The following is a 15,066-nucleotide window of genomic DNA, read 5'->3' on the forward strand; positions in this document are numbered from 1 at the left end:
ACTTACCGATCCGAGTGAGCAGTCTCCGCCACGGTGACCCACGCCCTGCCCGCGGTTACGCCTGCATCATCGGTTGCACTCACGATGAAATCGGAAACATACTCCGAATCCTTGAGATACCGGGCGACGGCAGTGCGGGTAAACGTGAGACGCGAGGCATCCGAGACGAAGATCCGGGTGCGGAATCGACGGACGCTGTCGGCATCGAACGAGGAGTCGACGTGGGCGGCCAGTGCGGACGAAGTGCTCGCAGCGACAGGACCTTTGATGTCGCAGGCGATTCCCGACGCGTACACCTCGGCAACCAAGTGCCCGTACACGTCGCGGTAGTCGACGGTCCGGGCGATCCGCGACGGGCCGCCGTCGGTGGACGGGATTCGTTCGAGTGAACGGATACTTCCCACAACAGTGTCCGTGGGGCGTGGCGGGCCGAAGAACACCACATCCTGTTCGTCTGTCGACGCGTCGATCAAGCCGGCGGATGCGTCGTACAGCGTCGAAAATGTCGGCAGCACCGCGTGCGCCAAGGGATTCTCGTCGACAAGCATTGCAGTCACGATAACCTCCGTTTCCCCCGGCCAGTCGGCCGTTCGAGTGGGTGATGGCAACGCTAGTGACCATCGCGGCTACCACAGCATTTGCTCCCGCTGATCGGGAATATGTGCAGAAGTGCCCTGTAGTGCGGCTGGGACGTGGCCGTGGTTTCGGTGGGCGAGACATCAGTTTCTGGCGGTATTGCGCTCGTTCCACCGTGCGGGAGATCCTCTGTCGAGCGGGCTGTAGGCCGAATAGTGTGACCCGAAAATTCGGCAGAGCAACGCGTCACTGCAGGTTGCGAAGGGAATGTGATGAAACTCGAAGAATTGCGCGACGGAACAGCAGTGATCACGGGAGCCGGAAGTGGAATCGGCGAGGGTCTGGCCCGCGAAGCTGTCAACCTCGGAATGAATGTCGTCCTGGCGGACATCTCCGCCGAGCGCCTCGAGGCTGTGGCGGCCGATCTTCGGGCAGACGGAGCCCACGTGCTGACCGTCCCGACCGATGTCACCGTCGCCGCAGATGTGGACGCACTGGCCGACGCGGCCTTCGCGGAGTTCGGTGCCGTGACACTCCTGGCCAACAATGCAGGCCTCGAATCCGTCGGGTTCACGTGGGACATTCCGGCGGACGAATGGCGCCGCGTCATCGACGTCAACCTGACCGGGGTTTTTCACGGCATCCGCTCGTTCGTCCCCAGAATGGGAGCCGACCCGCGGCCTTCCCACGTCGTCAACACCGTCTCGGTCGGCGGTGTGGCGATCACACCGAAGATGACTGCGTACGCGGCCTCGAAGCACGGTGTGCAGGCGCTCACCGAAAGCCTGTATCTCGAATGTGCCGAACAGTTTCCACAGATCCGCGTCTCGGTGTTCAGTCCGGGACAGGTTGCCACCAGGATTTTCGAGGACGTCGCGGTGCGCCCGCAGTCCGGGGCGGACACCGAGTTCTGGCGCGAGAACATCAGAGAAGGTATGTCGCCCGCGGCCGCAGCCAAAATCTACTTCGACGGTGTTGCGCAGGAAGAGTTCTGGATACTCACGCACCCCGATTCGTTCGACCGTCTGGCCGCAAAGCGGGCCCAGGTTCTGACCGGAAAACTACGTCCGGACGCACTTTTCGACGGCCGGAACTGAAAGGTACTGCTATGACGAACAAGGCACCTAACGTACTGATCGTCTTGGTCGACGACATGGGATTTGGCGCCACCTCGCCGTTCGGTGGGCCGATCGACATGCCCACGGCGCAGCGGCTCGCAGATGACGGCCTGAAGTACAACAGGTTTCACACCACCGCATTATGTTCGCCGACCAGAGCATCGCTGCTGACCGGCCGAAATCCACATGCGGTGGGGTTCGGTACTGTCACCAACTTCGAGAGCACAGATCCCGGATACAACTGCACAAGGCCAGACAGTGCCGCAACGCTCGCGATGACTCTGCGTGAGAACGGATACAACACAGCAGCATTCGGAAAATGGCACCAAACTCCGGGTGTCGAGACGGGGCCGGCCGGACCGTTCGATCGTTGGCCAACCGGGGAGGGGTTCGAGCACTTCTACGGATTTCTCGGCGGATCCACCGACCAGTACTACCCGGCTCTCTACAACGGCATCACCCCGGTTGACGCCCCAGCAGGTCCGGAGGAGGGCTACCACCTCTCCGAAGATCTCGCCGATCGCCTGATCGACTGGGTGGGCCACCAGCAGGCGGCCGCGCCGGACAAACCCTTCTTCACGTATCTGGCTCTGGGAGCGACACATTCACCCCTTCAGGTCCCGGCGCAGTGGCGAGACAAATACGCCGGGAAGTTCGCGCACGGGTGGAACCGTCAGCGCGACATCACCGTGACACGCCAGCACGAGTTGGGCGTCGTACCGGAAGACGGACAGCTGACGGCGTGGCTGGATTTCATTCCCCAGTGGGATTCGATGAGCGACGAAGACCGTCGCGCGGCGGAATTGCTCATGGAACTGTACGCAGGTTTTGCCGAGCACACCGACGCTCAGGTCGGACGGGTGATCGACGCACTCGACGACATGGCCGCGCTCGAAAACACCTTGGTTTTCTACATTCTCGGCGACAACGGTGCGGCCGGTGAAGGCGGCATGCTCGGCACCGCCAACGAGGGCATCCTGTTCAACGGCCTGAAGGACACGTCGGCGCGGATCATCGACAAGAGTGCGGAATTGGGTGGACCGACCACAGCGCCGCAATATCCGATCGGGTGGGCGCTGGCGATGGATACGCCCTACCAGTGGGTGAAGCAGGTCGCGTCGCATTACGGCGGCACGCGAAATCCGTTGATCGTGCACTGGCCGTCCGGCATCGACTCGGGTGGCGAGATTCGCGAGCAATGGCACTTCGTGTCCGACGTCGTTCCCACAGTTCTCGAGGCTGCGGGAATTGCTCAGCCAGGGACTGTCGGCGGCGTGGCGCAGCAGCCGATGGACGGAGTGTCGATGCTCTACAGCTTGAACGACCCGTCGGCGCCCGATCGGCGAACCACGCAGTATTTCGAAGTATTCGGCAACCGCGGGATCTACCACGAGGGGTGGGTGGCGTGTACCGCTCACCGCGTCCCGATGCAGGCGGCATCCGGTGACAAGCCATTCGAAGACGATGTGTGGGAGCTGTACGACACGAATACCGACTGGACCGAGGCCGCCGACCTGGCGTCGACCCGGCCGGACAAACTTGCCGAGCTTCAAGCGGTGTTCGAACGCGAGGCGGTCCGAAACCAGGTCCTGCTCGACAACACTCGCATGCAGAGGATGCGCAAGGGGTCGGTGAAGCCGGCGCCGAGTTCGCACACCTATCCCGGGTCGATGCCACCCTTGCTGCCGGACGCGGCACCCAAACTGTTCAATCGTTCGCACGCGATCACGGCGAACGTCGAACTGTCGGAGGCGGGGCGAACCGGCGTTGTCGTGGCTCAGGGTGCTCGCGCCGACGGCGGATGGAGTCTGTATGTGCACGACGGCGCCCTGACGTACTGCAACAACGTCGCGGATCTGCATGTGCAGCACGTTCGTAGCCGGGTGGTGATCGAACCCGGCCATCACGACCTGCGGATGGAACTGCACTACGAGGGCGACGGATTGGGCTCCGGCGCGCAGATCGTGCTTCTGGTGGACGGCGCCGTTGTTGCGTCGGATCGGATCGAGCGGACGACACCGTTCTACATCGGCGGAACCGGCCTGCTGACAATCGGGCGATGCCACGGCGTCGCAATCAGTTCCGACTACACCGACCGAGATCGTTTTGTAGGGACGGTGCGATCCGTTCGGGTCGATCTGGATGATCTGCCTCCGCGCGAAACGGAAGCGGATCTCGCGCGGATTGCATTTGCGGTGCAGTAGGGCCGGAGGCCCCTCTGGAACCTGTTCCAGTTTTGTGCGATTGTGGATAACGTATTCGTGACCGGGAGCACATCTCGATGACGGCAGGCCAAGCAGAAGGAAGACCAGATGACAGACGAGTTTGCTGACCTCCACCGACCGATTTACGGTCCGGACCTGCTCATCACCGCCCTCGAACGGAACCACGACAAGCCGGCGCTGTACATCGGCGACGTTGTTCTCACCGGCGGACAGATGCGCGATCAGATCAGCTGCTTCGCCCAGGCACTCGCGTCGCTCGGAATCACCCAGGGCACCAGCACGGCGATGCTCTCCAAGAATCGACCCGAAGTACTCATCAGCATGGGCGCCACCATGATCACCGGTTGTCGCGCCAGCGCTCTCAATCCGATGGGCTCCCTCGACGACCACAAGTACATCGTCGACGACGCCGAGATCGAGACCCTCATCTTCGACCCCAACGCTTTCGAGGACCGGGCCGCCGAGTTGAAGGCGTCGTCGCCGTCGTTGACCACGATCCTGTCGATGGGCCCGTCGGAGATCGGCATCGACATTCTGGCTCTAGCGGCAACTTTCGAGCCGAAGCCGCTCAAAGCCGCGCACGTCGACGCCGAGGACGCCAGCAGCATGGTGTACACCGGCGGCACAACCGGAAAGCCGAAAGGTGTTATCGGGTCGTTCCGTTCGGGCGCGGCGCTCAACCAGATCCAGATGTCGGAATGGCAGTGGCCCGAGGAGAATCGCTTCCTCATCTGCACGCCGCTGTCCCATGCCGGTGCCGCGTTCTTCACTCCGACGCTCCTGCGGGGCGGCGCGCTGATCGTGCTGCCCGCCTTCGAGCCCGGAGCAGTTCTCGAAGCGATCGAAAAGTACAAGATCACGGCAACCATGTTGGTGCCCACCATGATCTACATGCTCATGGACCATCCGGATTTCGAGAAGCGGGACGTCTCGAGTCTGCAGACGCTCTTCTACGGCGCATCCGCGATGTCACCGGCCCGCTTGCAGGAAGGAATCAAGAAGTTCGGTCAGATCTTCTTCCAGTTCTACGGTCAGAGTGAGTGCGGCATGACCATCTCGGTGCTCCGCAAGGAAGAGCACCTCGCCGACGACCCGGTCCGACTTGCCACGTGTGGCCGCCCGGTGCCGTGGCTCGATGTCCGGCTGCTCGACGACGATCTGAACGAGGTGCCGCAGGGCGAACTCGGTGAGATCTGCGTCCGAGGTCCTTTGGTCATGAAGGGGTACTGGAAGAAGCCCGCCGAGACTGCAGAAGCCTTCCGCGGTGGCTGGCTGCACACCGGCGACATCGCGCGCAAGGACGTCGACGGGTTCCTGTCCATCGTCGATCGCAAGAAGGACATGATCGTGACCGGCGGTTTCAACGTGTTCCCGCGCGAGATCGAGGACGTGATCTCCGCGCACCCGTCCGTCGCGTCCGTGGCCGTGGTGGGTGTGCCGGACGACAAGTGGGGCGAAGCCGTCAAGGCGTGCGTGGTTTTGCGCGGCGGGCTCACCGTCAGTACCGAAGAGCTGGTCGAGCGGGTGAAGGCGGCCAAGGGATCAGTACACGCACCCAAGAGCATCGACTTCGTGGACAGCCTGCCGCTGACACCGCTCGGCAAGCTCGACAAGAAGGCTCTGCGCGCGCAGTACTGGGAGACCAGCGACCGCGCTGTGTAGTCGTCGGAGTGAGCTGGCAGTAGGAGTGAGCACAGTTTTCCTCGAGTGAGCAGCCCCTGCAGCAGGATGCAAGGGCTGCTCACTTCGCAAAACCTGTGTCAGCTTCGAGTTGAACTGCACTCCGACACGCTGAACTCCGCCAGCGCTTTCCGGACTGCGCTTGGAATAGGTTCGATCACCGTGGCGTCGGTGCGCAGCGAGAGCACTTGTGCGGGTTCGCTCAACGGTCCGCCGCCGATCACCACGGCTCGCGCGCCCGCCGCGACTGCACCGTCGATCGCGCTCCCCAACTGGCTGACACTGGCCGTTGTGTCTTGCGCCAGGGTCAGGGGATCGCCTTCGGTCAACCACAGTCCGGCGTAATCCCCTGTCGGGCAATACCACTGGACAAGGTCGTTCATCGCGTCCGCGAGCAGTCCCGTGGTGGTGGCGATGGCGAATCGTCGACCGTCTTGCGCGGCTTCCAGTATCGAGGCCTGTCCGATGCCTATGACGGGGATCTCGACGCGAGAACGTAATTCGTCGGCGCCGGGATCGCCGAACGCGCTGACGATCACCGCGACCGGTTGATACCGATCGATACCCACCATCGCTGCGTCGACCGCCCACCGCGCAGAGTTTTCCAAAGCCTGCGGTTCGACGATCATCTTCGGACCGCGCGCCGCAGTGACACCGACCGTGCGGAAACCCGTGCCGGTCAATACCATGTTGGCTTTGGCGACCATGCGATCGGTGGTGTCTGCGTTGGTGTTCGGATTGACGAGCAGGATGGTGCGACGGCGATCGGTATCGGTGGACATGATCAGTCATCCTCCGGCATGGGCTGACCCACGGTTTCCTGGGGGAACTGAACGGCGATGGCGCAGACTGCGAACAGGCCGGCGAGCATCGCGAACATGGCTCCGACACCGGATGAATCGAGAACCGCACCGGCGATCAACGGGAACAACCCGCCGGACAGTGAACCAAGGGCGAGGATGACCGACGTGGCCAGGCCGCGGATGCGGGTGGGGTACTGCTCCGGCGCAAACAGCCAGATGGTGGTGTTGAGGACGATGACGCAGAAGTTGAACAGTGCTCCGAAGATGAGGACCAGCGGCATGTTGACTGCAAAGAACCCGAACCCCAGACCTGCGACGACACCGAAGATCGCCGCCGCGGTCAGCGTGACTTTACGAGGTAGCCGACGCGCGATCATGGCCGCTGTCAGCGCACCCACCAATGAACCGGTCTGCATGACCAGCGTGTACCAGAGGGCGCTGGTGATCGACATGCCGCGCTCGGTGAGAATGACGGGGATCAAGGTCAGCATCGAGATCTGAGCCGCGTAGGACATGCAGACTGCAGTGCCCAGTGAGAGTGTTGCGCGACGGAACCGCTTCCCGAACATCTCGGTCCACCGCGTGGTCGTGGTCGTGGTGACTTCTGCAGCCGTCGACGCGTCGAGGTACTGCTCCTGAACCTCGATTTCGCCCCGAAGTTTGCCCTGCGCAAGGCGATTGATCACGATGTTTGCTTCATCGATCCGTCCGGTCGCGGCAAGATAGCGAGGTGTTTCCGGCAAAGCCCGCCGATAGACGACAACTGCTAGGGCCGGCAGGATCAGCACACCGAAGAGCCAGCGCCACGCGTTGTCGCCGGAGAAGATGGCAAAGACAATGACTCCGAACAATGGGGCAAGCATATTTCCCAAACCTGCTGCGGCAACGTTGATCAGGCCGACAGCGGTGCCGCGGTGCTTTGCCGAGAAGAACTCGGACAGCATGATCACAGCAGTGGCTATTTCGCCGCCCAGGCCCAGTCCGACCAAGAACCGCGCGCCAACGAGGACTTCGTAATTCGGTGCCAGCGCACACAGCAACGAACCGACGGCAAACACCAACAGGTTTGCTCCGAGCAGGGTTCGGCGTCCGAAGCGGTCCATCAACGCCCCGGCAAGCAGGCGGCCCAATGCGACTGCGGTGAATGTCGCGGTGTTCAGCAGACCGATCTGGGTTCCACCGATTCCCCACTGTTCCTTGAGAGCCGGACCAGCGATACCAACGGTGTTCTGCTCGATCGCGTCGAAGAAGACACCGAACAAGACCATCGCGACGATGCCGATATGGGCGGAGGTGATGCCGATCCTGCTGTACGACGCCTCGATCTGGTTGCTGAGGCTGGTGCGTTCGATGGGTGTTTCGCCGTGCGGTTTCATGTGTGGATCAACAGTCACCATTGCGGTGCCTTTCGTTGTTCAAGGACGGTAAGAATGAGTTGATTGGTATACCTGAGCTCGGTCAGGAATCTATGTCCAGATTTCGGCGATGCGATTGCTTGGCGGTAAAGATTGTGTTTCCAAGTGCGTATATTCAACGAAACTGGACGGTCCGGCGGAGTTGGCCGCGGGTACCTATATGGAGCACAGAGAGGAATTGGTATACCAAGAACGCTCAGTTGGGGTGCTGGATATCGTGTGGGGGAACATCAACGAAAGAGGAGTCGTAACCACGTGGGCGCACCAGAGAGACCGGAAAGCCTGTCACGTGTTGTGTTCGACGAAATCCGGGCGCGGATTCTCGACGGTCGCTTGCGCGCTGGAGAGCCGCTACCTGAACGTGACATCAGCGCTGAACTCGACGTTTCCCGGGTTCCGATCCGTGAGGCGCTTCCACTACTGGAAGCCGCCGGTTTGGTGAAGCTGTCGAAGCGTCGTCCGGCAGTGGTCACCTTCGTCACGCGCAGCGGAGTCGACGAACTGTACGACATCCGATCGGCGCTCGAACCGTTGATCGCAAAAAAAGCGGCCGCAGCGGTGGTGCGTGGCGCGGACGCGTCATTGTTGCTCGGGGCGCTCGAACGGGCAGGCGCCGCCTTGGACGTCGGTGATCTCGACGCATTCCATTTCTCGAGTGGGCAGGTGCACAAGGGAATCGAAGCGCTGGCAGGCAACACGCTCTACGTGACCATCACCGAACCGTTGCGAGAACGTAGCGAGCGACTGAACGTGGCAAACATGGAACGGGATCCAGCCAAGCGTCACGGCGAGCACGTCGCCTTGGTCGAAGCCATTGCCAACGCCGACGTCGAACTAGCTGCGGCAGTTGCTTACTCGCACGTGGAATGGGGGAGGGCGCGCACCTTCGAGACGTTATCCTCGGTACCGGGATACGATCCGAATCAGTAGCCCAGACCTCAGCTTGTCCAGACCTCAGCGTTTCCAGGTCTCAGCGTTTCCAGACGTAGCGTCGTTCCGGGCGGCCCACCACTCCGTACTTCAGGGACGTGGTGGACTGCCCGCTCGCGCACAGGTGCTCGAGGTAGCGACGCGCGCTTGCCCGCGAGATGCCGACGCGTTCGGAAATGTCTGTCGCCGAGGCAGGTTCCGCTTCTCCGCGCAGTGCGGTCTCGACCAACTGCAGGGTCTCGGGACTCAGGCCCTTCGGCAGGGGTGCTGCCACAACGCCGGCTACACCGAACGCTTCGTCGACGGCGGTCTGCTCGGCTTCACCCGCGCTGTCGAGGTTCGCGTACGTCGATCGGTACCGCTCGAGACGGTCACGGAGAACGTCGAATGTGAACGGCTTCATCAGATAATGCACGACCCCGCTGCGTAGTGCCTTCTTCACCGAGCCTGCCTCGCGCTCGCTGGTGATCACCAGAACGTCGAGTTCGGGCACCAGTTCCCGGAACGGGGCGATGAGATCGAGCCCTGTTGTTCCGGGCAGGTGGACGTCGAGAAGCACCAGATCGGGAACCAGGTCTCCGACGGCAGCCAGCGCGGCCTCGGCGGAGTGCGCAACACCGCATACCTCGAAACCGTCTATCCGCGAGACAAATCCGCTGTGCACACGCGCGACCATGAAGTCGTCGTCGACTACCAGAACTCGGATCATGCGCTCTCTCCGTCATGTAGGACTGCCGTGAAGACGGTCCACTCGAGACCCTCCGCAGTGTGAGTGCTCACGGAGACGTCACCGCCGCGCCGCCGACATGTCAGGCGCACCAACGCCAACCCGAATCCGTGACCGTCGCTCGATTGTCCCTTGGTGCTCCAGCCCTGGCTGAACACCCGCTCTCGATTTTCGGGCGCGACACCGGGGCCGGCGTCCTCGACACGCACTTCGACGGAGGCGCCCAAACCGCGAATGGACAACCGAACCGTGCGCCGCTCCGTCTCCGACATTTCAGCGACGGCATCGACGGCATTGTCGACGAGGTTTCCGACCACCGTCGCCACATCGCGCCCGAGCGCGCGTTCGAGAGTGCCCAGATGCGAATCGGCAGACAAGTCGACGGTCACCAATCCCTGTGCCGCCGCGCCGATCTTGGCAATGATAAGCGCGGCGGTGCCCACATCGGCGATCTTGTCGGTGACCGCCGCGCTGATCTGCGCCCGCTCCATGGTCAAGCCTTCGACGTAGCCGACAACTTCGTCGTATTCGCCCAATTGTATGAGACCGGAAATGGTGTGCAGTTGATTGTCGAACTCGTGAATGTGAGCGCGCAGTGCGTCGGTGCTGGTTTTGGTTACGTCGAGTTCTTCCTCCACAGCCCGCAATTCGGTGCGATCGCGGAACGTGGTGACCGACCCGATGGTGCGGCCTTTGGACTCGATGAGCACGGTGTTGAGAACTAGCAGCCGATCGCCGACCAGAACCAACTGATCGGATTCCGTTGTCCCGGAGGTCAGAACGCTCTGCAAGCGATCGTCGAGTCCTAGATCTCGGACGGATTTGCCCGCGCTGCCGTAGGCGATGTCGAGAAGTTGGTGGGCGCTCTCGCTCATCAGCACTACACGCCCCTGCGCGTCGAAGGCGATGACTCCCTCCTTGAGGCCGCGCAGCATTGCCTCGCGGTGGCGGACAAGATCGAGGATCTCGCCGGGTTCCATGCCGAGCGTCTGCCGTTTGACCCTGCGGGCCAACAGGATCGAGCCGACTGCGCCGATCACCGAAGCAACTGCGAGATACACCAGGAGGTTCGGCGCCGACTGCAGTAGGCGGGTCCAGATCGACGGGTACTCGATCCCGACTACGGCGCTGCCGATGATCGAACCCTCGTTGCCGAGAATCGGAACCTGCGCTTCGACGGCCTTGCCGGAGGACGTGTCGACCAGTCCCGTCTCGGACCGGCCCTGAGTCTGCGGCAGGGCAGTGCCGACATCGCCGGGGCGGGTGGAAATGACAACGGTGCCCTCTCGATCGGCAAGGGACACGTACGTGACGCCGGAGATTGCGCGCACCGAGTCGACAGATCCCTGCAGCCCCGAGCGGATACGGGTCTGAGCCCCGGGGAGTAGTTCTCGCACTGCCGGATTGGCGGCAAGCGACTCTGCTGCCGAGAGCGCGCGGCGCCCCTCCTCGCGCTGGAAACTCGCCGACGACTGCGCAAGCGAGAGCGCGGTGACGCAGAGAAGAACCGCCACGACGATCAGGAGTTGCAGTTCGAGTAGCTGTGTCGCCAACGTCTGTCTCCGACGGCGGAAGCGGGCGCGCAGCGGTATGCGTTCGGCCTGCGCGTTTCCTGTGGACACCTGCCAGACCCTAGCGCGGTAGTCGGGCGCCGGGAAAGTGGCTGTTTGTGAGCACAATGAGCACAAAGCACTTTGCGTTCCCAATGGTGACTCCAGTCACAAAGTGCGCCAGTATGAAATCTGTTCACACATCGAACCAGGCAGGAAAGGGCAACATCATGAGTGCATCGACGCGGCTGAGCAGGCGTATCGCCCTGCTGGCTGCTTGCGCGATGGCTCTCGCGGCGGCGATCGGATGCACTCCGGTCGAGTCCTTCCTCGCTGGTGGCCAGGCAGGAGCCAGTTCCGAGGAATTGCGCATCCTGGTGCCGTCGGTTGCCGGTGGTGGTTACGACCTGACCGCCCGAACCATGGTGCAAGCCCTTGCCGACGAGGGAACCGCCACCGCCGACGTCGTGGTTCTGCCCGGATCGGGTGGCATCGTCGGACTCAACCGACTGGTTCTCGAACGGGGTAACTCCGATCTCCTCATGGTGATGGGGCTCGGTGTGCTCGGATCCGTGGAAATTCTGCCGTCGCAGCACACGCTTGCCGACGCGACCCCGATCGCGCGGTTGATGGACGAACCGGAAGCTGTTCTGGTTCCGGCAGATTCGCCGTTCACAACCCTGGCGGATCTGACATCGGCGTGGACCCAAGACCCGTCGTCGATCTCGATAGGCGGGGGTTCGAGCGAAGGCGGACCGGACGGGCTGTTCCGGCTTCTCCTGGCGCGGGCCGTCGGCGTCGATCCGTCGCTGTCCCCGTCGCGCACGTACGACGGCGGCGGTGAACTGCTCCCAGCGCTATTGACCGGGCAGGTCGATGTCGCGGCAACCGGTCTCGGTGAATACCTGGATCAGATTGCGGCAGGAACGGTTCGGGTTCTTGCGGTCAGTTCACCGCAGCGCTCCCCGGCGGTGGACGCGCCCACCTTGGCTGAACTGGGCGTCGACGTCACCTTCACGAACTGGCGAGGCCTCATGGCGCCGCCTGGGCTGACCGACGATCAGCGACTGCGTCTGCAGACGCTGGTGACGGACTTGACGGCCAGCCCGCGATGGAACGAGCTTTCCCGCCGAAACGGTTGGAACAGTGCAGTTCTCACGGAACCCGAGTTCTCCGAGTTCCTGCAAGATCAATCCCGGTTTGTTGCTGCGACTTTGGACCGGTAGGGCGTCAACACAGAAGTTTCGTTTCACCCTCAGTAGGACATCAGCTGGATTTGCTGTGCCTTCTTCTCCTCGTTCCGTACGCAAAGGAGCTCACCATGCTCGTCACACTCGGCTTCCTCATGGTTGCGGTGTTCATGTTTCTCATCCTCACCAAACGTGCAACACCGGTGGTGGGACTGACACTGGTTCCCGTGGCCTTCGGATTGCTTGCCGGAGCGGGCCTCGGTATCGGCGACATGATCACCGACGGCATCAAATCGCTTGCCCCCACCGCGGCGCTCTTGTTCTTCGCGATCATCTTCTTCGGCATCATGATCGACGTCGGGTTGTTCGATCCGCTCGTGAAGTTCATTCTCCGGTTGGTGCGTGACGACCCGATGCGCTTGGTGGTCGGCACCGCAGTTCTGGCGATGGTGGTCTCCCTCGACGGCGACGGTTCCACGACGTTCATCATCGTGACGTCCGCGATGTTGCCGCTGTACCTCAAACTCGGAGTCAGTCCGGTGGTGCTGACAGTGGTCGCCGGGCTGTCCAACGCGACGATGAACATCATTCCGTGGGGCGGCCCCACCGTCCGGGCCGCCAGCGCCTTGGGACTTTCGCCGTCCGATGTCTTTGTTCCGATGGTGCCGTCGCTGATCGTCGGATTGATCATGGTGCTCGGGTTTTCGGTTCATCTCGGGATCATGGAGCGTCGCCGGATCGGGACTTTGGTCCTCACTTCTGAACGCATCCTCGAAAAGGTCGGAAACGGAGGAACTTCCAGCGCCGGCAGTGATAACAGTGGCAATGCCGACGACAGTGACGACGGCGGCGACACCGGACGCTTCATCGACGGCCTCGACCCCAAGCGGGATACGTTGCGGCCGAAGCTCCTGTGGTTCAACGCCGCGCTGACGACTGTCCTTCTGGTTGTTCTCGTCATGGATGTTCTGCCCATCCCGGTGCTGTTCATGATCGCGTCGTCGATCGCTCTCGCGGTGAATTTCCCTGCCGTCAAGGATCAGGGTGAGGCGATTGCCCGGCACTCGGCGAGCATCGTGTCCGTTGTCGCGATGGTGTTGGCGGCAGCTGTGCTGACCGGCGTTTTTCAGGGCACCGGCATGGTCGAGGCGATGGCCGAATGGCTTCTGCAGGTCATACCCGACGCGATGGGCTCCCACCTGGCCGTCATCACCGGCGTCCTGAGCATTCCGCTCACGTTCTTCATGACCAACGACGCCTTCTACTTCGGCGTACTGCCGGTGCTGTCGGAGACGGCGGCGCAGTACGGAATCGAGCCGGTGGAGATGGCGCGGGCGTCGATCACCGGGCAGGCAGTACACATGCAGAGCCCGCTGGTCCCGGCGATTCTGCTGCTCGTGACGTTAGCCGGTGTGTCTTTGGCGGATCACCACAAGAAGGTCCTGTGGCGAGCCGGCCTCATCTCGATCACGATGCTCGTGGTCGGAGTTGCGTTGGGGCAGATCCCGTTCTGAGCGTGATCACGTGTGGAAGGGGCATCGACCTTGGTCGGTGCCCTTTTTCTTCGTCACGAAGTTGGGGCGGATGGAGAGATCTGGCTCGTCGTAGAGGCGATGGAACGTCGGAGTGAGAGAACTGGACATCGGCGGGTTCACCCAAGACCAGTCCGTCGGGCACTTGCGTCCCGCCTTCTCTTCGCGCGCGATGTGGTCGATGAATTGTTTTGCGACAGTGTGGTGGTCGACCATGATGACGCCGGCCTTGCGATAGCTGTGAATAACTGCGCGGTTCAATTCGACCAGAGCACGGTCCTTCCACAGAGTGCGGTCGTGGCTCGTATCGAGTTCCAAATGCGATGCCACGGCGGGAAGCATGTTGTAGCGATCGGTGTCGCTGAAGTTGCGGGCGCCCACTTCGGTACTGACGTACCAACCGCTGAACGGAGTGCAGGGGTAGACGATTCCGCCGATATCGAGATTCATGTCCGAGACTGCCGGAACGGCGTGCCATTTAAGGCCCAGGTCAGCGAACCACGGGTAGTCGGGATGCTCGATGGGTACCTCGAGGACAAGGTCTGCAGGCACGTCGAAGTACTGCAGTGGTTCGTCCGGAACCGAAATGAGCAGGGGTAGAACGTCGAACGGCGTTCCGGCGCCCTTCCATCCCATCGACGTAACCTGTTCTGTCAGGTCGACGTGCCACGGGTCGCCCAGAATTGTGCCGTCCGGCTGCCGGTAGCCGGCGTAGCGGATCAGTTGCGGGCTGAGGATGCGGTACTCCTGCCCGTCCTCGCGGGGAAGTGGTCCGACGGTGACGACGGACTGGAGTGCGCCGCCGTTGGTCGAGAGTCGCAGGTGTTCCCAACAGGCTTCCGCCAGTGCGTATGCGGTGACGGCATCGCGTGCGTCGATGAGCTTGAGGGTGCGCCAATGTGCGCGTCCGACGCACCGTGCGTGGTTGCGCCACGCGAGTTTGGCTCCGGCCAGAAGTTCTTCGGCGGTGTGGGTGTACGTTCCGGTCCGATGCAGTTCCCGCAGCGCTTCGTGTCTTCTCGACGTCGGCAGGTGGCTCAGTTCCGGAGAGTCGAAGAACTCCACGCACTCGAGTTCGCGGCGTTGAAGATCGGTAGGCACCGGAGGATGTGATGCGAGCGGAGTTGAAGGAGCGCTACCTGTTGGCAATGCATCCGGTCGAACAATATCCACGGCACGACTCCTGTTTGGCTGGTTCGGATTTCGCTGGACGTTAGCTCAACTGTCGAGCGTGTCGAAACCCTTGCTTATTTTGCACCCCCCGGCGAAAAAGGGACGGGCGTACCGAAAAAATCGACGTGACGTGTGACATATACGGCC

At 62.2% G+C, this 15,066-nt stretch carries 12 protein-coding genes; 6 read left to right on the forward strand and 6 right to left on the reverse strand.

Annotated elements, in window-relative coordinates; genetic code table 11:
* Positions 1–2 precede the first annotated feature (2 nt).
* Positions 3–557: a hypothetical protein gene (locus RG2_RS02310; RefSeq protein WP_072782278.1), complete on the reverse strand. Its 555-nt coding sequence runs from the start codon at positions 555–557 to the stop codon at positions 3–5.
* 291 nt (positions 558–848) lie between these two features.
* Between RG2_RS02310 and RG2_RS02315 the strand changes: the two genes are divergently transcribed.
* The 3 genes from RG2_RS02315 (at position 849) to RG2_RS02325 (ending at position 5,581) form a co-directional block, all read left to right on the forward strand.
* A complete protein-coding gene (locus RG2_RS02315) occupies positions 849–1,673 on the forward strand; it encodes an SDR family NAD(P)-dependent oxidoreductase (protein WP_033235686.1) in 825 nt (274 codons plus the stop codon).
* Positions 1,674–1,684: 11 nt separating this feature from the next.
* Positions 1,685–3,898 (forward strand): arylsulfatase, encoded by a 2,214-nt coding sequence (locus RG2_RS02320; protein ID WP_051730627.1) that lies wholly within the window; start codon positions 1,685–1,687, stop codon positions 3,896–3,898.
* 108 nt (positions 3,899–4,006) lie between these two features.
* Positions 4,007–5,581 (forward strand): AMP-binding protein, encoded by a 1,575-nt coding sequence (locus RG2_RS02325; RefSeq protein ID WP_033235685.1) that lies wholly within the window; start codon positions 4,007–4,009, stop codon positions 5,579–5,581.
* A gap of 98 nt (positions 5,582–5,679) precedes the next feature.
* Here the strand turns inward: RG2_RS02325 and RG2_RS02330 are convergent, their stop codons facing one another.
* Entirely contained in the window at positions 5,680–6,381 is a 702-nt protein-coding gene (locus tag RG2_RS02330) for an aspartate/glutamate racemase family protein (protein ID WP_033235684.1), read from the reverse strand.
* Between the two features lie 2 nt (positions 6,382–6,383).
* The gene (locus tag RG2_RS02335; protein ID WP_033235683.1) at positions 6,384–7,799 is read right to left on the reverse strand and encodes an MFS transporter; all 1,416 of its coding nucleotides are present in this window, start codon (positions 7,797–7,799) and stop codon (positions 6,384–6,386) included.
* A gap of 273 nt (positions 7,800–8,072) precedes the next feature.
* Between RG2_RS02335 and RG2_RS02340 the strand changes: the two genes are divergently transcribed.
* On the forward strand, positions 8,073–8,747 hold the full coding sequence (locus tag RG2_RS02340; protein ID WP_033235682.1) for a GntR family transcriptional regulator: 675 nt from the start codon (positions 8,073–8,075) through the stop codon (positions 8,745–8,747).
* Positions 8,748–8,787: 40 nt separating this feature from the next.
* On the opposite strand, the gene RG2_RS02345 is transcribed toward RG2_RS02340, so the two are convergent.
* On the reverse strand, positions 8,788–9,456 hold the full coding sequence (locus tag RG2_RS02345; RefSeq protein WP_033235681.1) for a response regulator: 669 nt from the start codon (positions 9,454–9,456) through the stop codon (positions 8,788–8,790).
* Positions 9,453–11,096 (reverse strand): sensor histidine kinase, encoded by a 1,644-nt coding sequence (locus tag RG2_RS02350; RefSeq protein ID WP_230590268.1) that lies wholly within the window; start codon positions 11,094–11,096, stop codon positions 9,453–9,455. Before RG2_RS02350 ends, RG2_RS02345 begins: the two co-directional genes overlap by 4 nt.
* Before the next feature lie 113 nt (positions 11,097–11,209).
* Here RG2_RS02350 and RG2_RS02355 point away from each other — a divergent pair, with 113 nt between their 5' ends.
* On the forward strand, positions 11,210–12,250 hold the full coding sequence (locus RG2_RS02355; protein ID WP_080711807.1) for a Bug family tripartite tricarboxylate transporter substrate binding protein: 1,041 nt from the start codon (positions 11,210–11,212) through the stop codon (positions 12,248–12,250).
* 95 nt (positions 12,251–12,345) lie between these two features.
* A complete protein-coding gene (locus RG2_RS02360) occupies positions 12,346–13,728 on the forward strand; it encodes a CitMHS family transporter (RefSeq protein ID WP_033235823.1) in 1,383 nt (460 codons plus the stop codon).
* Positions 13,729–13,734: 6 nt separating this feature from the next.
* Here RG2_RS02360 and RG2_RS02365 read toward each other — a convergent pair whose 3' ends face one another.
* Positions 13,735–14,919 carry a nitric oxide synthase oxygenase gene (locus tag RG2_RS02365; protein WP_033235680.1) on the reverse strand — a complete coding sequence of 395 codons (1,185 nt, stop codon included), beginning with the start codon at positions 14,917–14,919 and terminating at the stop codon, positions 13,735–13,737.
* Between the last annotated feature and the right edge of the window lie 147 nt (positions 14,920–15,066).

Source organism: Rhodococcus globerulus NBRC 14531 (genome assembly GCF_001894805.1).
Lineage (GTDB): Bacteria > Actinomycetota > Actinomycetes > Mycobacteriales > Mycobacteriaceae > Rhodococcus_F > Rhodococcus_F globerula.